This is a genomic window from Amycolatopsis sp. CA-128772 (assembly GCF_002904295.1).
GTDB lineage: Bacteria > Actinomycetota > Actinomycetes > Mycobacteriales > Pseudonocardiaceae > Amycolatopsis.
The window spans coordinates 18,923-43,340 of sequence record NZ_PPHG01000027.1 but is presented as its reverse complement, the minus strand read 5'-3'; the positions used below and the strand labels follow the sequence as shown (position 1 = coordinate 43,340).

The 24,418-nt window shown below is 67.7% G+C and carries 31 protein-coding genes and 1 pseudogene; 12 read left to right on the top strand and 20 right to left on the bottom strand.

Annotated features, from left to right (window positions below):
* Nucleotides 1-28 precede the first annotated feature (28 nt).
* From C2L59_RS12490 to C2L59_RS12470, 4 genes are all read right to left on the bottom strand, one after another.
* Nucleotides 29-526: a Uma2 family endonuclease gene (locus tag C2L59_RS12490; protein ID WP_233223443.1), complete on the bottom strand. Its 498-nt coding sequence runs from the start codon at nt 524-526 to the stop codon at nt 29-31.
* A gap of 679 nt (nt 527-1,205) precedes the next feature.
* Nucleotides 1,206-1,391, bottom strand: coding sequence for a hypothetical protein (locus C2L59_RS47410; protein WP_158263050.1), 186 nt, complete (start codon nt 1,389-1,391; stop codon nt 1,206-1,208).
* Nucleotides 1,392-1,787: 396 nt separating this feature from the next.
* Complete coding sequence (locus C2L59_RS12475) at nt 1,788-2,012, bottom strand: hypothetical protein (RefSeq protein ID WP_103349691.1); 225 nt, start codon at nt 2,010-2,012, stop codon at nt 1,788-1,790.
* Nucleotides 2,013-2,098: 86 nt separating this feature from the next.
* Nucleotides 2,099-2,359, bottom strand: coding sequence for a helix-turn-helix domain-containing protein (locus C2L59_RS12470; RefSeq protein WP_103349690.1), 261 nt, complete (start codon nt 2,357-2,359; stop codon nt 2,099-2,101).
* 89 nt (nt 2,360-2,448) lie between these two features.
* Between C2L59_RS12470 and C2L59_RS12465 the strand changes: the two genes are divergently transcribed.
* The 4 genes from C2L59_RS12465 to C2L59_RS12450 are packed head-to-tail and all read left to right on the top strand — an operon-like array spanning nt 2,449 to nt 5,373.
* Nucleotides 2,449-2,817, top strand: coding sequence for a hypothetical protein (locus tag C2L59_RS12465; protein ID WP_146060334.1), 369 nt, complete (start codon nt 2,449-2,451; stop codon nt 2,815-2,817).
* Nucleotides 2,814-3,998 (top strand): MFS transporter, encoded by a 1,185-nt coding sequence (locus C2L59_RS12460; protein ID WP_103349688.1) that lies wholly within the window; start codon nt 2,814-2,816, stop codon nt 3,996-3,998. Before C2L59_RS12465 ends, C2L59_RS12460 begins: the two co-directional genes overlap by 4 nt.
* On the top strand, nt 3,998-4,336 hold the full coding sequence (locus tag C2L59_RS12455) for a hypothetical protein (RefSeq protein WP_103349687.1): 339 nt from the start codon (nt 3,998-4,000) through the stop codon (nt 4,334-4,336). The genes C2L59_RS12460 and C2L59_RS12455 overlap by 1 nt, the downstream gene beginning before the upstream one ends.
* A 44-nt stretch (nt 4,337-4,380) precedes the next feature.
* A complete protein-coding gene (locus C2L59_RS12450) occupies nt 4,381-5,373 on the top strand; it encodes an ABC transporter substrate-binding protein (protein ID WP_103349686.1) in 993 nt (330 codons plus the stop codon).
* Nucleotides 5,374-5,485: 112 nt separating this feature from the next.
* On the opposite strand, the gene C2L59_RS12445 is transcribed toward C2L59_RS12450, so the two are convergent.
* From C2L59_RS12445 to C2L59_RS12420, 8 genes are all read right to left on the bottom strand, one after another.
* On the bottom strand, nt 5,486-5,893 hold the full coding sequence (locus C2L59_RS12445; RefSeq protein ID WP_103349685.1) for an Imm1 family immunity protein: 408 nt from the start codon (nt 5,891-5,893) through the stop codon (nt 5,486-5,488).
* Entirely contained in the window at nt 5,881-6,615 is a 735-nt protein-coding gene (locus C2L59_RS12440; protein WP_103349684.1) for a DddA-like double-stranded DNA deaminase toxin, read from the bottom strand. Before C2L59_RS12440 ends, C2L59_RS12445 begins: the two co-directional genes overlap by 13 nt.
* Before the next feature lie 195 nt (nt 6,616-6,810).
* The gene (locus C2L59_RS47015; protein WP_146060333.1) at nt 6,811-7,140 is read right to left on the bottom strand and encodes a hypothetical protein; all 330 of its coding nucleotides are present in this window, start codon (nt 7,138-7,140) and stop codon (nt 6,811-6,813) included.
* Nucleotides 7,133-7,429, bottom strand: a complete 297-nt coding sequence (locus C2L59_RS47010) for a hypothetical protein (protein WP_146060332.1) — start codon at nt 7,427-7,429, stop codon at nt 7,133-7,135. The genes C2L59_RS47015 and C2L59_RS47010 overlap by 8 nt, the downstream gene beginning before the upstream one ends.
* Complete coding sequence (locus C2L59_RS12435) at nt 7,426-7,989, bottom strand: DUF6624 domain-containing protein (RefSeq protein ID WP_103349683.1); 564 nt, start codon at nt 7,987-7,989, stop codon at nt 7,426-7,428. Before C2L59_RS12435 ends, C2L59_RS47010 begins: the two co-directional genes overlap by 4 nt.
* Entirely contained in the window at nt 7,986-8,390 is a 405-nt protein-coding gene (locus C2L59_RS12430) for a hypothetical protein (protein ID WP_103349682.1), read from the bottom strand. The genes C2L59_RS12435 and C2L59_RS12430 overlap by 4 nt, the downstream gene beginning before the upstream one ends.
* A gap of 67 nt (nt 8,391-8,457) precedes the next feature.
* Nucleotides 8,458-8,766, bottom strand: a complete 309-nt coding sequence (locus C2L59_RS12425; protein ID WP_103349681.1) for a hypothetical protein — start codon at nt 8,764-8,766, stop codon at nt 8,458-8,460.
* On the bottom strand, nt 8,766-9,209 hold the full coding sequence (locus C2L59_RS12420; RefSeq protein ID WP_146060331.1) for a hypothetical protein: 444 nt from the start codon (nt 9,207-9,209) through the stop codon (nt 8,766-8,768). The genes C2L59_RS12425 and C2L59_RS12420 overlap by 1 nt, the downstream gene beginning before the upstream one ends.
* Before the next feature lie 202 nt (nt 9,210-9,411).
* Between C2L59_RS12420 and C2L59_RS12415 the strand changes: the two genes are divergently transcribed.
* Together C2L59_RS12415 and C2L59_RS12410 are read left to right on the top strand one after the other, a co-directional pair.
* Nucleotides 9,412-10,278, top strand: a complete 867-nt coding sequence (locus C2L59_RS12415; RefSeq protein WP_103349679.1) for a helix-turn-helix transcriptional regulator — start codon at nt 9,412-9,414, stop codon at nt 10,276-10,278.
* A complete protein-coding gene (locus tag C2L59_RS12410; RefSeq protein WP_103349678.1) occupies nt 10,275-10,646 on the top strand; it encodes a DUF397 domain-containing protein in 372 nt (123 codons plus the stop codon). The genes C2L59_RS12415 and C2L59_RS12410 overlap by 4 nt, the downstream gene beginning before the upstream one ends.
* Nucleotides 10,647-10,845: 199 nt before the next feature.
* On the opposite strand, the pseudogene C2L59_RS12405 reads toward C2L59_RS12410, so the two are convergent.
* From C2L59_RS12405 to C2L59_RS12390, 4 genes and pseudogenes are all read right to left on the bottom strand, one after another.
* Nucleotides 10,846-11,064: pseudogene (locus C2L59_RS12405) on the bottom strand (transposase); the annotation flags it as partial.
* A 22-nt stretch (nt 11,065-11,086) separates the two neighbouring features.
* Entirely contained in the window at nt 11,087-12,532 is a 1,446-nt protein-coding gene (locus C2L59_RS47005; RefSeq protein WP_146060329.1) for a P-loop NTPase fold protein, read from the bottom strand.
* A gap of 5 nt (nt 12,533-12,537) precedes the next feature.
* Nucleotides 12,538-12,723, bottom strand: a complete 186-nt coding sequence (locus C2L59_RS12395; protein WP_103349675.1) for a hypothetical protein — start codon at nt 12,721-12,723, stop codon at nt 12,538-12,540.
* Between the two features lie 177 nt (nt 12,724-12,900).
* Nucleotides 12,901-14,244: a helix-turn-helix transcriptional regulator gene (locus C2L59_RS12390; protein ID WP_103349674.1), complete on the bottom strand. Its 1,344-nt coding sequence runs from the start codon at nt 14,242-14,244 to the stop codon at nt 12,901-12,903.
* A gap of 181 nt (nt 14,245-14,425) precedes the next feature.
* On the opposite strand from C2L59_RS12390, the gene C2L59_RS12385 reads away from it, so the two are divergent.
* The 4 genes from C2L59_RS12385 to C2L59_RS12370 are packed head-to-tail and all read left to right on the top strand — an operon-like array spanning nt 14,426 to nt 17,878.
* Nucleotides 14,426-15,019, top strand: coding sequence for a dTDP-4-dehydrorhamnose 3,5-epimerase family protein (locus C2L59_RS12385; RefSeq protein ID WP_199199041.1), 594 nt, complete (start codon nt 14,426-14,428; stop codon nt 15,017-15,019).
* A gap of 44 nt (nt 15,020-15,063) precedes the next feature.
* Nucleotides 15,064-16,050 (top strand): dTDP-glucose 4,6-dehydratase, encoded by a 987-nt coding sequence (locus C2L59_RS12380; protein WP_103349673.1) that lies wholly within the window; start codon nt 15,064-15,066, stop codon nt 16,048-16,050.
* On the top strand, nt 16,047-17,234 hold the full coding sequence (locus tag C2L59_RS12375) for a DegT/DnrJ/EryC1/StrS aminotransferase family protein (RefSeq protein WP_199199040.1): 1,188 nt from the start codon (nt 16,047-16,049) through the stop codon (nt 17,232-17,234). The genes C2L59_RS12380 and C2L59_RS12375 overlap by 4 nt, the downstream gene beginning before the upstream one ends.
* Nucleotides 17,234-17,878, top strand: coding sequence for a formyltransferase family protein (locus tag C2L59_RS12370; RefSeq protein ID WP_103349672.1), 645 nt, complete (start codon nt 17,234-17,236; stop codon nt 17,876-17,878). Before C2L59_RS12375 ends, C2L59_RS12370 begins: the two co-directional genes overlap by 1 nt.
* A gap of 36 nt (nt 17,879-17,914) precedes the next feature.
* Here the strand turns inward: C2L59_RS12370 and C2L59_RS12365 are convergent, their stop codons facing one another.
* Nucleotides 17,915-19,066 (bottom strand): glycosyltransferase, encoded by a 1,152-nt coding sequence (locus tag C2L59_RS12365; protein ID WP_233223442.1) that lies wholly within the window; start codon nt 19,064-19,066, stop codon nt 17,915-17,917.
* A gap of 323 nt (nt 19,067-19,389) precedes the next feature.
* Between C2L59_RS12365 and cutA the strand changes: the two genes are divergently transcribed.
* Together cutA and C2L59_RS12355 are read left to right on the top strand one after the other, a co-directional pair.
* Nucleotides 19,390-19,698 carry a divalent-cation tolerance protein CutA gene (cutA, locus tag C2L59_RS12360; protein ID WP_370444733.1) on the top strand — a complete coding sequence of 103 codons (309 nt, stop codon included), beginning with the start codon at nt 19,390-19,392 and terminating at the stop codon, nt 19,696-19,698.
* A 90-nt stretch (nt 19,699-19,788) separates the two neighbouring features.
* Complete coding sequence (locus C2L59_RS12355) at nt 19,789-20,346, top strand: NUDIX hydrolase (protein WP_103349898.1); 558 nt, start codon at nt 19,789-19,791, stop codon at nt 20,344-20,346.
* A 4-nt stretch (nt 20,347-20,350) separates the two neighbouring features.
* Here the strand turns inward: C2L59_RS12355 and C2L59_RS12350 are convergent, their stop codons facing one another.
* The 3 genes from C2L59_RS12350 to C2L59_RS12340 all read right to left on the bottom strand — a co-directional run bounded on the left by C2L59_RS12350 (nt 20,351) and on the right by C2L59_RS12340 (nt 24,409).
* Nucleotides 20,351-21,820 (bottom strand): helix-turn-helix transcriptional regulator, encoded by a 1,470-nt coding sequence (locus C2L59_RS12350; RefSeq protein WP_233223441.1) that lies wholly within the window; start codon nt 21,818-21,820, stop codon nt 20,351-20,353.
* A gap of 276 nt (nt 21,821-22,096) precedes the next feature.
* On the bottom strand, nt 22,097-23,038 hold the full coding sequence (locus tag C2L59_RS12345; protein WP_199199039.1) for a transcriptional regulator: 942 nt from the start codon (nt 23,036-23,038) through the stop codon (nt 22,097-22,099).
* A gap of 81 nt (nt 23,039-23,119) precedes the next feature.
* Nucleotides 23,120-24,409, bottom strand: coding sequence for a hypothetical protein (locus tag C2L59_RS12340; RefSeq protein WP_103349669.1), 1,290 nt, complete (start codon nt 24,407-24,409; stop codon nt 23,120-23,122).
* Nucleotides 24,410-24,418 lie beyond the last annotated feature (9 nt).

Here is a 24,418-nt window from a genome sequence, read left to right as displayed (position 1 = left end):
CCGACCTATCGGGGTGCCCGCGGTCAGGTCAGCTGGCCAGCGCGCACAGATCGACAGTGACGGCGAACGGCGATGTCACGGTCAGCAACTCCTCATCGACGTCGTGGCGGAGGTAGTTCTGCGTGCCAGGGTTCAGCACATGGCGGACGACGCGACACGACGCCGAGCCGCCACGGTCTTCGATTCGCCAGTAGTGTTCGATGCCGGCCGCGGCGTACTCGGCAGGCTTGCTCAGCCGATCCGCGGTCACCGAACTCGACGACATAACCTCGACCACGAGCCGGCAGTCCACCGGCCGCAGCACCTGCTCATCCGGCACGCGCGCGTCGTAGACGACGATGTCCGGGCGCCGGTTCACCAACGGAGCCTCCTGGACCCGCAGATCCGCACCGGTCACGACCGCCAGCTCCGGCCCGCAGTTCGCCTCGAGCACGTCGGCGAGACGCCGGGCCAGCCGCTGATGCGACCGTAACGGCGCGGGCAGGACAACGACGGCACCGTCGACGATCTCGACCCGCCGACACACCTCCTCCGGCAGCGCCTCGTAGTCCGCCGCCGTGACGCCCCTCGGGCGAGAGCTGCAGCCACTCCGGGAACACCGTCTGCACCACACGCCACCCCTCTGCAGGCCGCCGCCGTCACTTGCTGTCATCGGATCGTACTGTCTCGAGCAGCGACAGCCACGATCCACGGTAAGCCACGCGCATAGGGTTCATTGGCGACAGCCTGGTGCGACGGTTGCTCTCAGCGTCGCAGGACTTATCCGGTATCTGTGACGTTTATGGTTACGGACAGCGGTCAATCCCATGCCGCGCCCTTTGGCGCCGAGCCAATCGGAGGTTACGGCGCCGCGGAGCCGCCCCCAGTTACGCCACGGCAGCCGCCGAGCGGACCGACGGGCTCACCGCAAACCCGGCTGGTCGTGCTTCGAGGCTTGTCCGGTGCCGGCAAGAGCACGGTCGCCACGGCCGTCCGCGCCCGGCTCGGCCGCGGCGTCGCCTTGGTCCAGCAGGACCTCCTACGCAGGGTCGTCCTACGCGAGCACGACGTGCCCGGCAGGCTGAACATCGCGCTGATTGCGACGGTCTGCCGGTTCAGCCTCGACGCCGGCTACCACGTTGTCCTCGAGGGCATCCTCAGCGCCGCCCGGTACGGGCCAATGCTGCAACAGCTGGCCGCCGACCACGCGGCCGCACTACCTTCTTCTACTTCGACGTACCGTTCGCCGAAACCGTGCGCCGCCACACCACGCGCCCGCAGGCCAGCGAGTTCACTCCCGAGGACATGCGCGGCTGGTACGCCACCAGCGGGCGGCTGGGCATGCCTGACGAGCAGATCATCACCAGCTCCTCGTCGCTGGACACCTCGGTCGCCCGGATCGTGGCCCACATGGCCGGGAGCGAAGGTGGGGCAAGCCGAGGGCCGGCGCGCAGGACCACGCTGGCCCGAGACCTGGATCAGCGGAGCTGACGTGCCTCTTGCCTGATCGGGTGACGGCCCTGGCGCCATCCGTAGACTTCTCCAGGCGACGGCGCTCCCAGGTGAGCATGATCCCGTGCAGCTGATGGTTGCGCCGACACAACGGGCTCGGTTCGCCCTTCGGGGGCGCAACTGTGGTGATCCAGCCGAACGCTCGGGGCGCCGTGCAGCTCGTGACGAAATTCTTCCCGCCGCCGACGAGGTCGAGTACGGCGTTGACGCCCGTGCCGCCGGTGTGCTCCAGCGCGACCTCGACCGGGTCGGCTTCGCGGTAGTCGATCGGGATGGCCGACTCAGCACGCGGTGGTTCACCACAGCACCGGTCCGTCCTGGTCGAGGAAGGCGCCGGTCGGCACGGCCGCGCCGCGGGCAACGAGGTCGAGGACTACTTTCGCGCCCTGCTCGGCGGTGCGGGGTCCGCAATGCCCGTCGAGGTCCGTGGCGATGTAGCCGGGGGTCACGGCGTTGACGCGCAGGTGCGCGTGGCGGGAATCCGCGGCGAACGCCGTCGCTCTGTTCGCGGACTCGCCCACCGCAGGACGAGCCCGTTGCCCGAGGCTGCGCCGGGCCGGCTGACGGACCAGCCGACCACGCTGCACCCCGTCGGCGACCAGCCGAGCTAGCGGTTGCCGGGCAGGCGGTCATCCAGTAAATCAGCGGCGTGCAGGTTCAGCGCGATGGCGAGGCGCCACAGGGTTTCCAGGGAGATGTTGCCGCCGTGTTCCGCCCTGCTGATGTTGCCTCGATCCACGCCGCTGAGCGCGGCGAGCTCGATCTGGGTCAGATCTGCCCGTCGGCGGGCGGCACGCAGACGTAGGCCCGTCGCCGCGAGGTGCTGCTCTAGCTTGTGATCGGGCGGGCCGTCGTCGCGCTGGTTCATCGCCCGAAGACCTTACCGGGCTAGACGATCATCCCCGAGTTTGTCGAATATCTTGCACAAAATGTCGAAGATAACCTACATTCGATCAGGTGACGCCTTCACCACCCGCAACCGCATCCGCGTTGCTGAGTCACTGGCGCGACCTCAGCGTCCGGGCCGAGCACCGCGGCCCGCTGGCCGTGGCCACGGAATCCACGCACACCGGCGTCGAGTTCCGGCCCGGTGTCCGTCTCATGGGTGACGGTCGCGTTGTCGCAGTCCTCGACGGACGCGACCTCGTCGACCTCCTTGTCGAAGGTCCCCGCGCCCTGCGAACCCTCATCGACGCGTTGTCCGCCGAGTGGAACACGCACTCGCCGATGGGTGACTGGTGCCGCGAGTGCGCCCGGCCCGTCCCGTGCCCGACTCGCACGCGGCTGGCCGGCATCCTGGCGGCCGGCTCCGGCGGTGTGGCATGACCACCGCCCACGTCTCCCGCGCCGCAATCGTCAGCCCGGTCACCGTCGCCCTCACGGTCGCTGTGCTCGCGCTCAACCTGCGGCCCGCCGTCACCAGCATGGGAGCACTGCTCACCCACCTCGAGACCGCGGCCGGTCTGTCGCCGACCGTGGCCGCCACGCTGGTCGCCTTGCCGACCTGGTGCTTCGCGGTCGGCGGTGCGACAGCCTGGCGACTGCGGGCCCGGTTCGGGATCCGCGCCGTCGTGTCCAGCTCCCTCGGCGTCCTCGCCGTCTCCCTGATCGCCCGCACGTTGCCAGGCGACGTCGCCATCGTCGCCGGCACCACCGCAGCATGTCTCGCGATCGCGATCCTCGGGACACTGCTGCCGGTCATCGTCCGCACCGCGACACCCGGCTCCACGGCCTGCTACACCGCCTGCCTCGGCGCCGGATCCGCGGTCGGCGCACTGCTCACGCCGACCGGGGTGGCGTGGCAGCTCGGGCTCGGCTGCTGGGCACTGCTCGCCGCGATCGGTCTCCTCGTCTGGCAGGGCACAAGCCGCCACCTGGCCGCCCCGGTCGGGACGGCCCCGGCGGTGCGCGTCAGCCCGAGGGCGCTGACCCCGCGCGGCACCATCGCCACCCTGACCGTCCACTTCGGACTACTCTCGGCGGTCACGTTCCTGTTGATGGGCCGATTGCCGGCGATCCTGCACACCGCCGGCCTCACCCAAGCCGACGCCGGGCACCACTTCGCCGCGGTCATGGTGCTGGGCGTCCCGGTCTCCCTTGCGATCCCCTACCTCGCCCGGCGCGTCCCGCACACTCCGCTCGCTGTCACGCTCGCAGGATCCAGCATCGCCGGCGTCACCGGCCTGCTGATCAGCCCCGCCACCATCACCTGGCTCTGGACCGGACTGCTCGGCATCGGCCTCGGCGCCCTCGCGCTCGCCCTGGTCGACCTGGGCCACCGCACCGCAGGCGACCCCGACACCACCGCCGCGCTGTCGTCGATCGTCCAGGGCCTCGGCTACACCCTCGCCGGCATCCTGGCCCTCGGCATCGGCCTGCTCGAAACCGCCACCGGCACCTGGACCTGGCCCCTGTTCGCACTCGTCATCGCCCTCGTCGGCCAGGCCCTCACCGGCACCACCATCGGCGACGTCCGCGCCGCCCCGACCTCACCGGAGGTCCGCTGATGCCCGCAATCGATCTCTACCGGGTCGTCCGCGCGGACGACACCCACGATCTCAAAGCCGGGCAGGTGGTCGAGGTCGTCCGCAACGCCGGTCCGGAGCTGTTGGACGACGTCATCCGCGGCTGGGTCGAGCAGCTCACCGCTCAAGCGGTGCTCAGCGCCGGAACCACGATCGCCGTCCACGGCGAGACCGCGACCATCCGCCAGCCCCGACAGCCCGAGCCCGACCTGACGCTCGGCGCCGGGGACTGGCTCGTCCACACCCGCACCCGCCTGCTCGTCGTCACCGACGACGCCTTCCACGAGGGCTTCCGCAGCCTGTTGCGCAGCCCCTCCTGAACCTCGTTCGTCCCCCTTCCCACCACCCACGAAGGAGCGCACGCGTGCGGAACGCGACACGCACCCCCCTCACCGCGGCCCTCGTGGCCGCGCTGGCCCTGCCCTCCAGCTGCAGCGCGCTCGGCGGGGACAAGCCCGCCGACGTCGCGGGCAGCCCGCTCGAGACCTCCGGGCTCACGGTGTCGATCATCAGCACGGTCGACCTCGCCCCGCTCTGGGCCGCCCAGGACGCCGGCTACTTCGCCGCCGAATGCCTCAACGTCAAGATCGACGTCGCGCAGTCCGGCAACAAGACGATGACGAAGGTCATCGCCGGCGAAGCCAACATCGCCCTGACCACCTGGACGCTGCTGTTCAAGGCCCAGAGCGAAGGCGTCGCCGACTTCCGGCTGGTCGCCGACGCCACCACGGCCACGCCGAAGAGCAACAAGATCGTCACCGTCCCGACGTCACCGGTGAAGCACGTCGAAGATCTTCCCGGCAAGAAGATCGGGATCACCAGCAGGAACGCCGCCTCGGACGTCCTGACGCAGTCGGTGATGCGCGACCGCGGCCTCGACAGGTCCAAGGTCGAGTGGGTGCCGGTGCCGCTGCCGAACATGGCCGACGCGCTGCAGCAGGGCCGGGTCGACGCCGCGTACATGCCGGAGCCGTTCGTCACCGAGTCCGCCCACACCGTCGGCGCCATCCCGATCGTCGACGTCGGCGGCACCGGCAGCACCCAGAATTTCCCGCTCACCGGCTACGCCACCACCACCCAGTGGGCCCAGGCCAACCCCAAGACCATCGCGGCGTTCCAGCGGGCGATTGCCAAAGGCACCCACGACGCGCGCAACGACCGCGGCCTCGTCGAACGCCTCGTCGTCAAGTACGCCAAGGTCAGCGAAATCACCGCGAAACTGAGGGAGCTCCCCGGCTACGGCGCGAAACTCGACGCCCGCCGTCTCCAGCGGGTCCCGGACACGCTGCTCCAGCTCGGCATCATCCCGTCCGCAATCGACGCCAGCCGCATGATCGTCCGCCAGCCCACCAGCTGATCAGCGCCGCCACGGTTTGCCGTGCCGGATACGCGGAATTTCGTGGTGGCCAGTTTTCGGGCCGACCGGGTGCTGTCCTCGTCGGCATGACTATCGCGCCGAGTCGGTCCGGTCACAGGTTCTGCCATGTCACTCCGGCCGGCCTCGCGCCATCCGAGGCCACGAACTCGTGCAGTGCCTTGCGAACTGCTGCCAGGGGCACTTCGGCGGTACTCGGGATTTCCCGTTCGTGGTTCTGATAGTCGTAGGCCACCAGTACCGGCGACGTCGCCCCGCTGGCGCTGATAACGCTTCCGTCCGGCCCTGCGTAGCCGACGAAGCCGCACGCCGAGGAGCGCACGCCGATCTGCAAAATCGCCCACCGGTCGTCGCCGCGGCGAGCGACTTCGGCGATCACGCCGAGCTCGGCCTCGGTCGACTCGGCGACCATCCGATCCAGCAGTTCATCCACCGCGGATGGCTCGCGCAGCGACAGTGGCTCGGCCTGGCCGGGGTCGTACCAGGCTTCTATCTCCACCACGGTGTGGCGCCTCCCTTGTAGACCTTCTTGAAGCCGTCAGTCCCGTACACCGTCAGTGTGCTGCCCGGCGGCAGCACCACGCTCAGCAGTCCATCACAGCTCGTCGGGCCGGTGCACGGCTGGTTGTTGATCGCCACGGTCGCGTCCGTGATGCCGGTGTCGCGCATCTCGGCTGCGATCTGCAGCTCGACGTCGCGGCTGGCGGTCACCGGAAGCCTCGGACATCCCGCCTCCTGCAGAACCTCGTTGACGCGGTCGGCATAGCTGCCCTTACCGCTGGCCAGCGCAGCGGCACCTTTGCCCGGGGCTGTCCATACGCCGTGCGTCTTCTGCCCCCGGCGGGTGACTGGCGGCGGCAGCTGCCTCCGCAGCACCTCGACCGGATCGTCCGTCTTGGCGGCCGGAGGGGTCGCCGAAACCTGACCCGACATGCGACCTGGCCCCTGATCGTCGGCCGTCCCCCCGCCGAGGGATTTGGCGTAGGCGGACAGGTCGCCGGACGCCTTCGTCACGGCGTTGCTCAGGTCGGTCGTGCCCCTGACCGCCTCGGCCAGCAACCCCAGGGCCTGAGTGACCTCGTGCTCGCTGCTTCCCTGGGTTGCCTGCGCCAGGGCTTGACTGGCTTCCTCGGCTGCTGTCCCGGCCTCTTGCAGGCGCGTCGTGACCGCTGTGATCTTGTCTACGGCCTGATTGACGCCCGCGACTGTCTTTTCAACCGACACCGCCGCCCAGCACCCGCCCCTTGCTCCCCGTGATCAAGACCGTACCTCGACGGGCGGGCCAGAGACAGCGGGACAGGGGCCAATCAGGGCAGGCCAGTTCTGGGACGGGGACATTGGACCGGGACCGGGACCCGCAGGAGCGTCACCTGAACCTGAGGTGCGAGGAAGGCTGGAGGGAATGTCGCAATGGGGCGGTCAGGCAGATCGGAGTTGATGACGGCCTGCTGATCTGCCTCTGGTGACGGATTGCCGTGCCGAGTCGGCTACCAGGTAGCGGTGCGCGGTTCGCCAAACCGAGCACTCCGCGCGGCGCAGCGTCCATCGCGTTGCGCACGCGCGGCACCAGCCGCGGTGGTCGGGTTCGTGCGCTGCCAGCAGCTCTCGCCACGCGGCAGTCAGCCGGGCGATCACCGTGTCGGCAAGGACGGCCTTGGATGGCCCGTCGGCGTCGCGGGCGAGGGAGTCGAGGTAGTCGAGACGGGTGAGCACCGCCGTCCGCAACGTCGCGTTCAGCACCTCATCCACGATCGTCCTTCTCCCCGGGCGACTGGTTCCTGCGCGTGGGTGTGGTGACGATCGCGTGGGCTGGGGTACGGGGGTGCGGTGACAGAGTGGGGCAGAGCATCGCCAGGGTGTCGACGGCGCATTCCGGGCAGATCCGCAGTCCTGCGGGGCGGTGCGTCGTGAGGGACTCGAGGATGAGCTGTCCCTGGCGAAGGTGCCGGGTGCAGACCGAGACGTCGGTTCCCGGCAGCGCGGTGTGGGCTCGGTCGCGGTGATAGGGGCTGACACCCCATTGCAGGGAGGTCGTCATGATGGAGCTCCTTGGGCTGCGGCAGCGATCTCCTCGAAGCTGTCGTAGGCGGTGTCGAGGTGAGCGTCGGGAACCGGGTCGAGCCCGACATCCGCCCGGGCGAGATTGACCTCGGCCGGCCGGTGCAGCGGGTAGAGGCGGTTGACCCCGCCGATGTTCAGCCACTGGGTGCCGTAGCGCTGGCCCCCCTTCTCGTCGGTGGCGACCCGGTCGGCGAGGTAGGCCAAATCACGCGGGCTTGCCTCACCGTGGGCGACGGCGTCGCGCAGCTTCGGCAGCCAGCAGGCGCGATACCGGGCGGGCGCGTGCTGGGCCAGGATCCAGGCGGCGTGGGCACCGTCGGTCCCGACGGCACTCACGCCGGGCCAGCCGGAGACAGCCACGATCGGTGCGAGCCAGCGCAGGTTGTCCTCGTCAACGCGCTGCACGGCAGCCCACTGCCGCGGAGTGGGACCCGCCGGGTCGAGCTGGGCCCGGGCGTGCTGGTCCGCGGCCGCGCGTGCGATCAGCTCGTTGCGCAGCGCCGCCAGCGCGGCACGGGGTGGCTGTGCCGGGCTCACGGCTGTGCCGATCGAGTCCGCGACGCGGGAACGGCCATCGCTCGTGTGGTGGCCAGCAGGGCAGCTTGCGACGGAAGGTCTGCCTGAGTGGGCTGCTGGACCCAGTGCCACAGGTTCAGCGCTTCGGTCTCCGGAGAGGGCAGCACCACCACCGCGGTCTCACCGACCACGCTGACGCCCAGCGGCACCAGCGCGGCCAGCTCATCCAGCGTCACGGCGCCTGGGCCGCTTAGCAGGGTCCATCGCTGCCCGCCGGGATGGGCCAAAGCCGGCGCCGGCATCGCCCGGATCCGCAGGCTCGCCACCACCTTGCGGTCCAGCCCGGCGGGCATGGTGACCGCGCCGAACACCCCGCCGAGTTGCAGGACGATCCGGTCACCGTCGACGAGCTGGGCGGGCAATCCGCATTCGGCCCGGTAGTACTCGCACCGGTGCCAGGCTGTATTGCCAGTTGCTGATGCGGTTACGTCACAGGGGACAGGCATCGGCGTCGTCCTTCCGCATGTCGACGTCAAGGGCGGAGTAGCGCTGCACGGCAGCGCTTTCCGTCTGCGGCCCCGGCGTGGTCGTGTCGCCGTCGGCCGACGGTGGGTCACTCGGAGTCGTCGGAGTGAACCAATCGGGGAAGCGCGGCAGCGCGCGACACGGCGCCGCCGTGTCCCACGCGCGCAGTCCCTCCAGTACCTGCTCGCACAGCGCCACGGGGTCTGCGCCTGCGACGACGGTCGAGCGCTCCCCGAGGCCGGGGTCAGTAATGGAGACGCACGCCTCGGGCATCAGGCCGCCTCCGAGTCAGGGAGGTTCCCCGGGCGGGCGTGGCGCCCGGTGGGCCCGTCGTTGTCCTCGTTCAGCAGCACCGGGCCCGCCGTTGCCGCATCCGCCGCGTGCCGCCCGGCCGGGACTTCGCGGTGCGGAGTCGGCAGGGGGCCAGGATGACGGCGAGGTGTCGGTGCGCTCTCCCGAGCGGCGCCATCGAGACGGGAGTAGAGCTCGATCGCCTCCCGCAACGCAGCACGCAACCGGCCGGCGTCCATCGGGTTGAGCACGGCGACGGTGGAGCCGATCGCCAGCGCCGGTCCTCGTTCGGCGATCAGGACCTCGGCATGGACCCAGCGGCCCTCGCGGTCGCGGCAGGGCACGGCCCACGCCCGTCGCCGCGGCTTCCACCCGGCTCTGACCAGCATGGCCAGCAGTCCGTAACGCCTTTGCGTCCTGCGCATGCTCGTAGCCCACCTTCCGCGCGTGCCCGGGCTGGTGCGTCTTGCCTAGGACGACAGACCGTCCTCTGAAATGTCGCCGGACACTCGAAGATTATCAAGATAATTATCTGGGACATATCGACCGACCAGGTGTACTTATCGACAGGGCCGGTACTCTCTGCAGCATGTCTCGTGACGACCGCGCGCCCAGGAAGGAACACCCGTGGCCCTAGCCTCGAGCACCCTGCGAGCATGGGAACTCGGCCTCCGGCTGCGCCGCGCCCGCTCCGCCCTCGGCCTCACGAACGCGACCGTCGCCAAGCAGACCGGCATCCAAGCCAGCAACCTCTCAGCCATCGAAGCCGGCAAACGCCGACTCACCGAGAGCAACCTGCTGCGCCTTATCGACTTCTACGAACTCGACGAAGCCGACCACGACCTGCTCAAACGCCTGCATACCGAGGCCGAGCAGCGAAACTGGTGGCACGACTACGCCGAGCTCTACAGCGAAGAATTCCTGCGCTTCCTCGGTCTCGAAGCCGGCGCCAGCACCGTCTACGAGTGGGCACCGATCTACGTCTCCGGCTTGCTGCAGACCAGCGACTACGCCCGCGCCACCATCCGCGCCGGCAGCCCGTACATCAAGCCCGTCGACGTCGGCCCGCGTGTCGAAACCCGCCTCGCCCGCCAGCCCCTCCTGGACGAGGGCCTGTCGATGGACGTGCTCTTCACCGAGTACACCTTGCGCCAGCAGGTCGGCGGCCCCGCCGCAATGGCCCGCCAGCTCGACCGCATCATCGACGTCGTCACCCGCCCCAACAGCTCCGTCCGGGCACGGGTCGTCGACTACACCGCCGGCGCCCACGCCCTGACCGGCGGACCGCTGACCCTGCTCAGCTTCGCCGGCAACCTGCTGCCCGACCTCATCTGGCAGGAAACCGCGATCACCGGCAGCCTCATCGACAAGGCCCAGGTCATCCGCGAGTTCAAGGCCAGCTTCGAGAACGTCTTCGACACCGTCGCCCTCGACGCCGAGAAGTCCCTTACCCTCATCAAGAACATCCGTCACGAGATGGAGGCCGCCGCGTGACCACCTCCGCCCGTCACCAGGCCCACCCTCACACCGACTGGTTCAAATCCAGCTTCAGCCCCTCCCAAAGCGGCTGCGTCGAAGTCCGCTTCACCGGCACCACCGTGCAGGTCCGCGACACCAAAGACCACGGCGCCGGCCCCGTCCTCAGCGTCGACATCGCCGCCTGGCCCGGCTTCATCGCCGAAGTCACCGGTGCAGCAGTTCCCGGCAGCAACCACGCCCTGCGCATCGAACACTCCTCCGCTGGCGGCGCGCGCCTGCACAGCCTCGACGGCACCACCACACTCACCTACACGGTTGACGAATGGGCCGCCTTCACCGCAGGAGCGGCCGACGGCGAGTTCGCCGCCCCAGCAGCAGCGTGACCCCGGAGGCGAAAGCCGGACGACGCAACGAGGCGGCAGGCCGGCGCGGTCACGCGTCAGCGCCTGAATAGTCTCCGGTCCGCTGCCGAGGCGCTCGGGATCCAATCAGCACATCCTGACCAGCCGCATTTCGACGGACCGGCAGGCTCGGCTGTCCGAGCGAATGACCAAGCCCACCGGCGCAGTCTTGGGGGTCAGTTCAGAATAAGTTTGCGGAGGCAGTCAGGGAACAGACCAGGCTGAGGATGACCTGATGGACATCGGCTCGTCGTTCGGTTCGGATGCGCAGTCGGCGGAAGTTTTTGAACCAAGCGAAGGTGCGTTCCACAGGCCAGCGGATTTCGCCTAGGCCGGAGCCGTGCTTGACACCGCGGCGAGCGATGACTGGGGTGATGCCACAGGCTTGGACCAGGTGCCTCGCCCGCCGCATGCACACATGATCAACTCAACGGGAGCTTACGGGCGCAGGCATCCAACCTGAGCTCCTGTATTCGCATGTCGGAAGCCGTCGATGCGGTCACACTGGCGAGAAGTTCGAACCACTGCTCGACCTGCGCCTCCGCCCATTGCGGAGCCGGTGCCCCGACTGGGTGAAGCATAAGTGCCATCTGCCGAATGTACAGCCCAGCACAGTAACGAGTAATCGCGCCGTTGATCACATGGGATTCATGCATGCGCAGCTTGCGCATCGCATCAACTTGCTCCGTAATCGTGCCCTTGTGCGCGCTCTCCAGAAGGGCGCCACGCAAATTCCATAAAGGCATTTCCGCCTCGGGTTGAGACGTGGAACCGAGCAATCCCTCAATTAACTGGAGAAGGTCGGCCTGAATGAGTTCGGTGATCAACTCCGCTGAGCGAAGAGGCTCCTTGGCTGCTCTTTGAATTTCCACACACCGGCGTGCCGCGCGCAGCAGATCCCGAGGCAGACCGCCCGACCAAGCATGGCAATAGTATGCCAGGTGAGGATGGAAGCCGTTTGCTCTGGACGTGACGACGTCCTCCGATTCCTTCACCGTCAACCACCCAACATCGATCACTGTGTCAAAGGACGAGTCAAAGGCATCACGATCGGGCAAGCCACGCTGTTCAAAAGACCTGAGAGCGTCGATTGAGACACTCACAACAAAATGCACTCCGTCGATATGAAACAGGTCCTTGAGATTGTTGATCGTCACAACAAGTGCTTCTGCCGTGGGCAATTTGTCCAACTCGTCCACACACACAACAAATCGAGGTCGCCCAGGCTGCCTGCAATATTCCGTCAACAAGTCGCGGAGGCAGGACGCCGAGTCGACCCTTGTCATCGCTCGATGCTTGCGCTTCGTCGAGCTCTCATCGCTGAGTTCACCAGAAGTAGCCAGCTTCACAACGTTCTTAGCTACAGTACCATCTTCGATCTCGTAGTTGAGCTCGTCAAGAATCATAGATGCCTTGACCACCACCGCTGACTGATAGCGATACAAGCGCCTGCGCGGTCGCACTAGCGCCGTGTAAAAGAACCCTGCGGCCGCATACCCCAACACCGTCAGCCCAATGATGCTGGCGGTGCCAAATTTCGGCCAAGCAGCACTGAGAGCATCGGCCAGAAGCGAGATGCCACCGAGTATGCCAGCAACGACAAAACCGTAGAAGCGTGTGAGCAATACGCGGTTAACCAGCGCGCCGCGCCGAATCGGCTCCTGCTCGACAATCTTCTCGGCGACCTTCTGCAAGATGTGTCGACAGAAGTCAGCTGGGTCGTGCGAGACCGGAGCCGGTACCAGAGTCGACGTGTTGGGAAGCTGCTGCTTTTCCGCAATCGAACGCATGATCGTCGACTTGCCCGCCCCACGGAAGCCTGCGAGTCCGATCGCCGACGAATCGTGGTCCTCGATAAACCGACTCACCTTATCTAATGCCACAGAAGATCGGATCTCAGCAGTGGTTCTCCGCGCCATCGACGAGCGCGGAAGAAGAACCCGACCCTGGCCTGCCCTTCAGGGTTGAGGTAGTGGGCTGAGGCGACCATGTCCAGGTCATCACGGTCAACCTCAACGTCGATCTCTTCGCGGGCTTCCCGGATGATGGCGGCGACCATGTCCTTGCCGTCTTCGAGCTTGCCCGAGGGCAGGTTTCACTGGCCGTCCGCGTAGCCGGTGTTCGCACGCTGGGCGAGCAGGACCTGCTCGCCAGGTTATTAAGATGATCAAGACGTCAACGAAGCTGGCGTAAGGCACGGCAAGTCTTCCTGAGAGCCGCCGAAAGCTGGGCCTGATCAGGCAGGTACGTGAACCCGGGCGGCGAGATCGCGAATTCCCGGCACGGCTGCGCGCTTCTGGTCCAGCAGCGCGCCGACGATGGTGCGGACGGCCGCGCGGGTGTGCACTTCGCCGGGTGCGCGGCGTTCGGCGGCCAGCAACGTGCTGTATGCCGGGCCCGGTTGCCCCAGCTGCAGCTGGACCGCGGCCAAGTCGACCAAGTAGCGCCCCTCCCGTTCGAGGTCAGGGAACTGCACCCCGCGGGCCGTGCGAGCGTGCTGCAGCGCAGCCGCCGGCTCGCCGAGCAGTTGTTCCACCGAGACGCGGTGGCTCAGCAGGTTCGCCCGGGCTCGTGCAGCCCCGGCGCCGTCGAGCCGGCTCGCCGTCGCGGCGGCCTCTGTCAGCAAGTCGCGAGCTCGGGCGCCGTCGCCGGCTCGGGCAGCGGAGTATCCGCCGGTGCACAGCAGGCTGGCGTGCAGCAGGAGATGGCGCGGGTCTCGGCCGTCGAGCGCCAGTCGGTCGGCTGCCTGCACGACGAGGGTGCCCGCCCGGTCGCGGTCGCCGGCGCGGCGGCACACACCGGAGAGCATGCGCTCGGCTTCGGCGAGGATGAGCGGTTGACCTGCTGCTTCGGCAGCCCGCACGGCGCGGTCGGCGCTGATCCACTCCAGCCCCGCAGGGCGGAGCTTGACCAGCGCGCGGGTGACCAGCGTGTAAGCCTGAGCTGTTGCTCCGGCGTCCTGAGCGGCCTCCGCGGCTCGGACCAACGCCGGCATCTGGTCGGCCAACGCCAGAAAGTCGGACTTGCCGAACGATGCGCGCGCCGCTGCGAGTGCGCGGGTCAGCCCAACGGTCGGCAGCGCCGGACCGATGGACGCTCGGCTGCCAAGCAGGACGTCGGACAATCGGGTGGTGAGCACGACGGCCGGATCCGGTAGAGCCCCGGGCGCAGGAGACGCGGCGGCCTCCGCGGCCGGGGCGCCAGCGACGGCGGCGCCGATGGCCACGCCACCGGCCTTCAAGAAGCTGCGTCGACGCACGTCGTCCTCCTCCGGGGCGGGCTTGCTACCCACCCTAGAAGGGGCCGGGTCGATGCGCCCGGTCGCCACGCCCTCGGCCCCTTCGACCCCGAACGCCGACGCTGGCAACTGCAGCACCTCGGCCAGCCGCCGCAGCGTCACCACGTTCTCCATCCGGCGACGACGCGCCTCCATCTTCGAGATCACGCTCGGGTGAAACCCCAGCCGCCGGGCGAGCTCGGTCTGGCTCCATCCGGCTCGCTCCCGGGCGAGCTGCAGGACTGCGGGGTAGTCGCGGCGCTCGATCGCGTCAAGCAAGGGCGAGGACATGACCAAGAACATCAGGCGCCCTCCTACCGCCGGAAACGAAGACTAACCCAGGGTAGCGGTCTAGTGACCCTGTCAAGGGCACTGTGCCGGTTCGGCACAGCCGTGCCTAGCTGGCACAAAATTCCCCTCACCTGTCCCTAAATTCCTAGCTTCGAGTTGTCGCGATGACGCGCCGATTCCGGGAGGGAACAGGATGGAATCACGCATCGAGCCGCTACCGATCTCCGGAGCGTGGAAAGTCACGCCCACGGCCTTCGTCGACGACCGCGGATGCCTGCACGAGCCGTTCCACGGTGGGCAATTCGCGGCGACCACCGGCATCGATCTGGCGGTGCAGCAGGCGACCTGTTCGGTCTCACACCACGGCGTGCTCCGCGGCATCCGCGTGACAACGGAAGCCGGGCCTGCGAAATACGTAACCTGCACCGCAGGCGCGGTGCTCGACGTCGTCGTCGACGTGCGAGTCGGCTCCGCGACCTTCGGCCGTTGGCACGCCGAGCGCCTCGACTACGAGAACCGAACAGCGCTCTACCTCGCGCCCGGGCTCGGGCACGCCTTCCTGGCCCTCTCCGACACCGCAACGCTGTTGTACCTGCTGTCCCGGCCACATCAGGACACCGACGAACGCACCGTCAACGCTCTCGACTCTGACCTCGCGATCGCCTGGCCACCTGGCATCACGCTGCAGCGAGCAGGGCGCGATGCGGCCGCGCCAGGACTCTTCGAAGGCCGCCAGGCTCGCACTCTGCCCAGCTACGCCGCCTGGTCCGCCCTGCACCGCGGCTGACATCCGCACGCTTCTCGCCGTCCGACTCAACCGAAAGGATCACGATGCACACCGTCTTCGTCACCGGCGGCGCCGGATTCATCGGCTCGCACCTGGTCGACCGGCTCATCAGTTGCGACGACATCGCGCAGGTCACCGTCCTCGACGCGCTGACCTACGCTGGCGACCGCCGCAACCTCGCCGACGCCGAATCCTCGGGCAAGGTGCGGTTCATCCACGGCGACATCCGCGACCACGACACCGTCTCCGCCGTCCTTCCCGGCCACGACTGGGTAGTGCATCTAGCCGCCGAATCCCACGTCGACCGCTCGCTGATCGACGTCGGACAGTCGGTTCGCACGAACGTCATGGGCACCCAGGCGCTGCTGGACGTGGCGATGCGCGCCGGCGTGGCGAAGGTGGTCCACGTGTCCACCGACGAGGTCTACGGTCCCCTGCCGACCGGGGCCGCCGCCGAGACCGCGCCGCTGCGGCCCACGGTGCCGTATGCGGCCAGCAAAGCCTGCAGCGACCTGCTCGCCAGCTCCTACTTCGTCTCCTGTGGTGTACCCGTGTGCATCACCCGCAGCTCGAACAACTACGGACCGCGCCAGCACCCCGAGAAGCTGATCCCACGTTTCTTCGGGCTGCTGCTGTCCGGCCAGCAGGTGACCGTCCACGGCCGCGGACGGCACGTCCGCAACTGGCTGCACGTCGAGGACAACTGCCGGGCCATCGAGCATGTCCTGCGCACCGGCGTGCCGGGCGAGACCTACAACATCGGCGGTGGCACCGACCTGACCACCCTCGAGCTGACCAAGCTCCTGCTCGAGGTCACCGGCCGCGGCGCCGACGCCATCACCGACGTCCCGGACCGCCCCGCCAACGACGTCCGCTACAGCATGACCTGGGACAAGATCGCCGCCCTCGGCTTCACACCCACCCGCGACCTGGAAGCGGGATTGGCCGAAACGGTCGCCTGGTACCGCCGGCACCCGGACTGGCTCGCGCCGAGCACTGCAGTCGCCGAACCGGACGGAGTACCCGCGTGAGCATCGTGACCAGCCCGAGCGGACCTGCCGCCAACGCCCGCCCGTTCCTGCACGGCCCAGAGCTGGCTGCGATCGGCCGAGTCCTGCAGTCCGGCCAGTACGGGCACGGACCGGAGACCGACGCCTTCGAACTCGAACTCGCCGACTACCTCGGCGTCGACGATGTCGTCGCGGTCTCGACCGGCACCGCGGCGCTGCACCTGGCGCTGCTGGCCGCCGGCGTCGCCCCAGGCGACGAGGTCATCGTGCCGTCGCTGACCTTCTGCGCCTGCATCCAGGCAATCCTCGCCACCGGCGCCCGCCCCCGGTTCGTCGAGGTCGATCCCCGCACGCTGTGCGTGACCGCCGAGCACATCCAAGCCGCGCTCACCTCGGCGATCCGCGCTGTCATGCCGGTGCTCTACGGCGGCCGCGCCATCGACCTCACTCCCGTCCGCGACCAGCTCGCCGACCGCGACATCGCAGTCGTCGAGGACGCCGCCCAAGCCTTCGGCTCCGTCAACGGCGACCACTTCGTCGGCGCCACCGGAGACCTGACCTGCTTCAGCTTCGATGCCATCAAAGCCCTCACCTGCGGCGACGGCGGCGCCATCGTCCCCCGCAACCCGGCCGAAGCCGACGCCCTACGCCGGGCCCGATCGCTGGGCGTGACCGCCACGCGGGAAGAGCGAGTACGCACCGTCTCCTACCAGGTCAGCACCTTAGGGTTCCGGTATCACCTCTCGACGTTGCACGCCGCCATCGGCCGCGTCCAGCTCGCCAACTTCGACAAGGTCGCGGGCCGTCGTAAGCACCTCTGGCGCCGCTACGCAACCACCCTCACCGGCGTCCCGGACGTCGTCATGATCGACCTTGACGTAGCCAACACCGTGCCGTTCAACTGCGTCGTCCGCATCCCCGCGAGGGTTCGCGACGCCGTGCACGCCCGCCTGCACGCCGCCCGTATTCAGGCCGGGGTGCACTACCCGCCAAACCATCTACAGCCGGCGTTCGACCGCCGGTCCTACACGCTCCCCGCCACCGAAGCCGTCGCCGCCGAGATCCTGAGCCTGCCTTTCCACCCCGACCTCACCGACGCCGACATCGACCATGTTGCCGCGAAGCTCGCCGCCGTGGTTGCCGCCGAACACCACGCGTTGGGCCACCGCGACGCCGTCGGCGCCGCACCACAGAAAGGACGCTGATGCGACGCGCCGCCGTACTCGGGAAAGGCCGCCTCGCCGTCCACGCCTGCGAAGTGATTGCCGGCCTACCGGACCTTTCGCTCGACACGGTCGTTCCGACCACACCAGAGCCAAGCTGGGACATCAGCCTCACCGACGCCGTCGCCACCCGATGGCCCGAGGTCCGCGTCATCGAATCCGGCGACTGGCGCGGCCTGGAACCCGGCCGGTGCGAACTCGTCTTCAGCGTCCTCTACGACAAGATCATCGGCAGCGATCTGATCGACGTGACCCCACAGATCATCAACTGCCACCCCGGGCGCCTCCCGCAGTACCGCGGCGTCCGACCGGTTAACTGGGCACTCCGCAACGGCGATGATCTCGCCGGCATCACCTTGCACATCATCGACGACGGCGTCGACACCGGCCCGATCCTGGCTGAAGCACTGTTCTCCGTCTGGCCGGACGTCGACGAGGTCCGCGACGTCTGGTGGCGCGCCATCGCCCACGGCCGCCAGCTCATCACCGACACCCTTCCGCGTCTTCAAGCGATCACCCCGCGACCGCAAGACCCAGCTCAGGCGGTAACGCACTACAGCCGCGATAACCATCGACTCGGCGACCGTGCTGACTGGACCCGCGCCCAGTCCGTCCGCACCAGGTGACACCTCGAGCGTTCAGTGGCGTTGAACCGGCTCAGGTCAATGGCCGCCAAACCCGGCACGGTCGAGAACGAGGTCGACGAGCCGATCCGCGGCGTCCGGCCGCCCACGCTCTCGCGCCTTCGTGGCCATCTTCTGTCGACGCGCAGGGTCGGCCAGAAGCGGCTCGAGCGCGTCTCGTAGCGCCGTCGCCGTGACCTCGCCCAGCAGGGCGCTCGCCGCGCCCGACTCCGCGAGGTCCCGCGCGTTGTGGGTCTGCTCGCCGCCTGCCGAGGAGGCCAGCGGAATCAGTACCGACGGCAGCCCCAGCGCGGTCAGTTCGGCGATCGTGCCAGCGCCGCTGCGCGAGATCACCACGTCTGCCAGGGCGAATACGTCCGGCAATTCCGGACCGACGAACCCGACGGGCAGATATCGACCGGCCAGGGCCGCCGGCAACGCCTCGGCAGTCGCCTGCATTCCCGTCACCGCCGACGGGCCGCCCTGGTGGATCACGTTGGCCCGTTCCAGTAACCACGGCAGAATGTCGCCGACAAGCTGGTTGATCTGCGCTGCGCCCTGTGCGCCGCCAGTCACGTACACCGTCGGAACATCTCGATCGAACGCGTCCAGCGCCAGCGCTTCGAAGGCCTTCTCCGCGTGGCCAGCCAGAACCTCCGGCCGCACTGGGTTGCCAGTGACGACCGCACGTTTACGAGCCCGCTCCGGCAGCAGCGGCAGCGTCGACGCCGACGACACAGCCATCGCCGTCGCCACCCTGGCCAGCAGACGATTCGCCAACCCCAGCCGCACCGTCTGCTCATGCACCACCAGCGGCCGCCGGCAGACCCACGCCGCCAAGCTCACCGGCACTGCCACGTAGCCACCCGTCGCGAGCACCACGTCCGGCCTGAACGTTCTCACCGCACGCACCGCCTGAAACACTCCAAACGGGACCCTCGCCATGTCCTTCACGTTCGCCCACGACAACATCTTCAGCGGATTTCGCGCCCGCCGGACCTTGCCGGCGGCAACCGCCACAAACGAGATGCCCTCACGTTCAGCCGTGCGCGCCTCAAGACCCTCACCAGTTCCGACCCACAGAACCTCCGGCCGCAGATCCTTCGCCAAACGCGACTGCAGAGTACGAATAGCCGTCAACGCCGGATAAGTGTGACCGCCCGTTCCGCCACCCGTCACCAGCAGCCGCACCGGTCGATCATCAACCACTTCACTACGATCGGCGTTCAAGACGATCGCCCTCCCACCACATTGAGCCACGATCTGAACGCGGCGCACGAATTGTGCATAAACTCTGCCACGCCTCTTGGAGGGACTTGCAGCCAGGTGCGACCAGAAACAGGACAGCCACCTATCACCTGACGAAGACGGTCGTCTCGGGGCCCACCGATATCGCAGGACTACCTGTACCAGAAGTAGCGAGGCTCTTGGATGGCCGCTCAGAGGCGACGTCGCGTCAGCCTTTCGTCGCTTCGATGCGGTCATAAGCTCCCTGTATGAATGCTCACCTTCTCGTGACCACGACGACCCCAGACCGAGCCTCTGCCGCAAAAATCGCTACATCGGCGCTGGCCGCGCACCTGGCGGCCACCGCGCAGATCACCGGTCCCGTGGCGTCCTTCTTCTGGCATCTCGGCGAGCAGGGCGAGGGTGAAGAGTGGAACGTGACGTTCAAGACCACCGATGCCCGCTACGCTGAGCTGGAAGCGCACATCGTCGCGCAGCACCCGTGGGACAAGCCGGAGGTGACCGCCGTCGAGTTCGTGCGCGGCTCCGCCGACTACCTGCGGTGGCTCGAGGAATCGACGAGCGCCGAGGCATAGGTGCCTAGCCGGGTCAGCAGCTCGCCGACCGCGGGCGTCGACCGGTACCGCGTCAACTGGCGAGCCACCACCTTCCGTAGCATCTATTTCGTGGCGACAGAACCTGACAAGCGAGAATCGACGCGCTGGAAGATCCACGGCGAACGCCTGGTAGACGACACACGCCGTGACCGCGTCAGCATCGCCTCAGTCGAGCTACCTGACGGAGTGACCTTCGAGCAGTGGGTGTTCCGCATCCGCAAGGCCGCGATGATGGCCGTTCTCGACGATCAGGACCGGGTCCTGATGCTCTGGCGACACCGGTTCATCATCGACCGGTGGGTGTGGGAGTTGCCAGGGGGTTACGTCGACCCGGAAGAAGACCCCGCCGTGACCGCGGCGCGAGAGGTCGAAGAAGAGACCGGATGGCGACCGCTCGATGTCGAGCCGCTCGGCTCGTTGCAGCCACTTGTGGGAAGTGCTGACGCCGAGAACCTGTTGTACGTGGCTCGACGGTCCGAGTACATCGGTGAACCCGAGGACATCAACGAGGCGGCGCGGGTGGCGTGGATTCGACTCGACACGGTCAGAGACCGCATCATGAAAGGTGAGATCGTCGGTGCCGCGTCGCAGGTCGCGCTACTTCACATCCTCGCGTTCTACCGTTGATCGGCTACACCGGCGTGGGCACGCCCGCAGATTTCATTCGGCTGTAGAGCCAGCGCACGCGGCGGTCGTCCTTGTGCCGGGCGAGGCGTCGGCCGACATCGGCAAGGTAGGCGCTGCCGCGAATAGACCGGACGTCCTCGCTCATCCTTACTGCCTTCGTTGCCTCCGCGCATGCTTCGTCGACACGCCCTTGATCCGCGAGCGTCGAAGCAAGCAACGCGGTGTTGAACAACCTGCCTCGGTCGTACCCCTCACTCATTCCTAGTGATCGACGCGCGAACTGCTCTGCCTCGACTGGCCGACCGAGGTCTCGGAACGTATGCGCGAACTTCGCCGACAGGTACGCGCTGTCGAAATAGGTGAGCCACGCTGGTCCCGAACCCGGCAAGAATCGCTCGAAGGCGCGTTCGGCCTCGCTAAGCGCGGCGAAGCACGCCGATGTGTTTCGTTGCAGCGCATGTCCGTGAGCTTCGAGGACCGCGGCTTCTGCCTGGAGGGCGACCAGGCCGGATCGCTTCGCCCGCCGCCGGGCGGCGAGCGCCATGTCAAGGGCGACATCACGGGACACGCCGAACGCCTTGTGCTGGTCCATCGCGGCGAATGCAGCGTGGTGGCTCATCGCAGCGAGCATCTCGGCTTCGAGCGCCTCGTCACCGACGTCCTGCGCGAGCTTGAGGGCGTCGCGCAGATGCCGTTGTCCGTCTGCCGGCTTGCCGACATCGTAGGCGATCCAGCCGGCCACCTGGTGCAGCTCCGCGGCAGCGGCGAACAGTTCGTCACGTGGTGATCGACGTCTGCTTGCGTCGTTTAGCATCGGTGTGACAGTCGAGGTCAGGTAGGCGGTGATCGTGGTTGTGGCTCGGCTGTGCCCGCCGCCGAATCGGTTGTCAAGGCGCCGAAACGTCGCGGTCATGTCGCGCACGATCTCGACGTCGGAGCTTCGGAGTTTTAGCGGGCTGGCTGCCGCCGGTGGACTGGCTCCGAGCAGCGAAGCGCCGATCGCCGTAGCGCCTACGCCTGCGGTCTTGAAGAACTGTCGCCTTTGCACGTCTTCGAGAGTAACCGCGAGTGCGGGCTCGACTGATTCGTCGAGCGTATAAGAAACCTCGAACCACAGCAGCGCCGGTGGAACATGAAGAGCTTTCGCCCAGCGCTCGAGATTGCGCAGGTTACTCGGCGGGGGCGCGCCAGGAGCTTCAAGGCGGCTAACTTGTGCTTGTGTCATGCCAAGCCACCGGCCGAGCGTAGCCTGCGACACGCGCGGAGTTAATTCGCGGCGGTAGGCCGCAAAGAGCTGGCCGAAGTGGCGCGCATCGATTGCAGCCCTGATGCTGTCGGACTCCCAGAACGCTGCCGTCTGCTGTCGTGCGTTGGTCGAGATCAGCAGTCGGGTGCATGCGCCACAGTGGTTGCTCACGCGATGGCGGGCGAGGCGCGAACCGCATCCGGCGCACGTGCGCTCCGCCTTCCGCACCTGTGTACCTCCCTCGCTCGGCGTTCACCGCATTGTATGGGACCCGACACGGGTCTTGTCAGATTCCATACGTCTGATGTATGGAATCTGACGTTAAGCTGCTCTGAGCGTTCTATCTGATACACCGATGTCGTTTTCGCCCGGGCGCAACAGGGACATGCTCAAGGCATGCCCGATGTAACGCACGGTGACAGGAGGGCCGGTAACGGCCGCCTCGACGATCGGATAGCACGATCTGAGCCACTGTCACTGGACAAGCTGCTCGATCTCGCCGATTCAACGCGCGAGCCGAGCGGACGTCACTTCGGATGCGATATCGCGAGTCTCCGCGAACGCCGCACGGGCCGCATCGATCTCGCGTGCACGCGAGATCGACTCGGCCAGCCACGTCCGATACAGCGCGACCTCGCGGGCGTGCGCGTGGTCGTAGCGGTCGATCGCAGCCGACAGCAGCGGCGCCGCGACAATCGGATCGCCCAGCTCGACCAGGCACCGGCCCGCCATGACGTTGATCTCGCCCCGCGACACCCAATACACCCATTCGGGTTCCGGAAGGTCGACTGTCCGCTGGTCATAGGCGATATCCACCTCATCCAGCGCCCGCAGGCTGGCGTCGCGGTCGCGAGCTCGTGCGCTGGCCCAAGCCAGCCGTTCAAGCAGGAGCGTGCGGACCACTGGCGAGGCTCGCCGAGCGCCGGTCACGGCACTGCTGGCGAGCAGCCGGGCGTCGGCCGGGTCGCCCACGTTGGCCATCTGGTACGCCAGCGACGAGACCAGCTGCCCGACCAGCGCATAGTCGCCGGCCTCGCGAGCTGCGGAAACACCATCGAGATACGTGCGTTCGGCTCGCACGTACGCTCCGGCGTCACTAGCGACCCGGCCGGCCAGCTGCGCGAGCTCGCCAACCACCACGCGCAGCCGCCGACCGACCTGCTCGGTGTAGCTCCCGTCACTCGCGACGTCAGCAGTCTCCGCCAGCTCGCGGTCGACCAGCGGCTGCAGTTCACCTCCGCCGACGGTGTCGTCCAGGTGACGAAGCTCGATGACCCGACGCTCCAGTTCCTCGGCGAGGCTCACGCCGACGCGCCGACCGACTGCGCCGTGCACCGTCACCGGCGTGTCGGACACCAACCATTCGTACGCCAACCGCAGCGGGTCCAGCGACGGCCCGTACAACGCGTCCACGGTGACGTTCAGCGCACGCAGGTAAGCGGCCACATGTTCCGGTTTGACAGTGCGTTCCCTGTCCCCAACCGCCGGATCTTCATATTTCCATTACGTCAATCGCAGCGGCCTCAGTCAGCGGCCAATCAGGGTGTCATGGATATGGTCGTCGAGCTCGGCCAAGAATTCTTCGGTTCGCCACGGTCGGAGCTCCCGTCGAGCCAGTCGGATTCGCCGAGCAGCGACTCGACCGCCCGTCGCGGCGGTGATGTCGATGGCCTCGTGCAGCAGATCTGCGCAGGCCGCTGGGTCCCCGAGGCGCAGGCGTACGAGGGCCAAGTCGGTGCTGATGATGCCACGTTGTACGGCGTCTCGCGACGACTGCAAGGTGCTGACCGCCCGGTCGAGCCTGTCGTGTGCGCGGTCCGCGTCGCCGGCGTGGAGGGCGCACAAGCCGTCGAAACCGTTCAATCGGTCAGCGTTGAACCCGCCGTGGGGATCGTCGATGGTCAGCTGCTCTGCGGTTTTCCAGGCCCGTTCGAGGGCGACAGCCGCTTCGGTGGCCTGGCCTGCCCGAGCGCAGATTTCCGCGTAGACGGCATGGGCACGAGCGCGAATCGCGTAGCTGGAGCCTCGGTGAGCGTCGACCGTCGCGGCACGGGCGATCATCCGGGCAGCATCGAGGTCGTCGGTCGCATGCAAGGTCACCATCGTGTGGCTCGTCTGGATCGCGGCGCGGTGGCTGCGGTCCGCGAGATGCTTGGCCACCTCGGTCGCTTCTGTGTACAACGCCTCGGCTGCCGCATCGTCACGGGTCTCGAAGGCCAACCGACCGGCCAGCGAGTACGCGGCTGCTGCGAGCAACGCCAGCTCTTCCCGCGGATGGCCCTCATCCTGGGTCAGGAGCCGTCGGCAAGCCTCGACAACGGGCGCGAGCTGGAGTTGAAGGCGGACGAACGGGACGGCGCCGATCTGTCCGTTGATCGCGGTGACCGAATCGTGCAGCCGACCAATCTCCTCATGGTCGAGCTGCGAAGGAATACTCAGGACGCCTTCGTCACCCTGTGCGACAAGAGCGATCAGGTGCTGCACTCGCTGCGGCGAGGTCCCGAAGAGACGAAGGGCGTCCAGCAGGGTGGCGAAATCGGACCCCCGTCCGATCGCGAGGTCACCCGCCAGGGTGCGCGCGTAGAGATGTACCAGGAGGAACTGGTAGCGGTCGCTCGGAATGGTCTGGCTAGAAACGCTCTCCCACCGGGCGACCGCGCGTTGGATGCTGGCGACCTGCCTGTCCATCAGCGTGGCGATCGCGAGCTGGCGCGCAGTGTCCCGCAGCGCTCGTGCGAGGTCAGCCCACGACCAGCCGCGTCCTTCGCGCAGCTGGCGGAGCAGCAGCGCCCCGGACTCCCGATCAGTCATCGTCACGGTGACCAG

Coding starts and splice junctions, on each gene's coding strand:
- C2L59_RS12470 (WP_103349690.1), bottom strand. CDS start 2,359: ATGAACCAGCGCGACGACGGCCCGCCCGATCACAAGCTAGAGCAGCAC.
- C2L59_RS47410 (WP_158263050.1), bottom strand. CDS start 1,391: ATGTGGGCCACGATCCGGGCGACCGAGGTGTCCAGCGACGAGGAGCTG.
- C2L59_RS12425 (WP_103349681.1), bottom strand. CDS start 8,766: ATGCCCGAGGCGTGCGTCTCCATTACTGACCCCGGCCTCGGGGAGCGC.
- C2L59_RS12370 (WP_103349672.1), top strand. CDS start 17,234: ATGCGACGCGCCGCCGTACTCGGGAAAGGCCGCCTCGCCGTCCACGCC.
- C2L59_RS47010 (WP_146060332.1), bottom strand. CDS start 7,429: ATGACGACCTCCCTGCAATGGGGTGTCAGCCCCTATCACCGCGACCGA.
- C2L59_RS12420 (WP_146060331.1), bottom strand. CDS start 9,209: ATGCGCAGGACGCAAAGGCGTTACGGACTGCTGGCCATGCTGGTCAGA.
- C2L59_RS12380 (WP_103349673.1), top strand. CDS start 15,064: ATGCACACCGTCTTCGTCACCGGCGGCGCCGGATTCATCGGCTCGCAC.
- C2L59_RS12395 (WP_103349675.1), bottom strand. CDS start 12,723: ATGGTCGCCGCCATCATCCGGGAAGCCCGCGAAGAGATCGACGTTGAG.
- C2L59_RS12455 (WP_103349687.1), top strand. CDS start 3,998: ATGCCCGCAATCGATCTCTACCGGGTCGTCCGCGCGGACGACACCCAC.
- C2L59_RS12385 (WP_199199041.1), top strand. CDS start 14,426: ATGGAATCACGCATCGAGCCGCTACCGATCTCCGGAGCGTGGAAAGTC.
- C2L59_RS12390 (WP_103349674.1), bottom strand. CDS start 14,244: ATGTTCTTGGTCATGTCCTCGCCCTTGCTTGACGCGATCGAGCGCCGC.
- C2L59_RS12460 (WP_103349688.1), top strand. CDS start 2,814: ATGACCACCGCCCACGTCTCCCGCGCCGCAATCGTCAGCCCGGTCACC.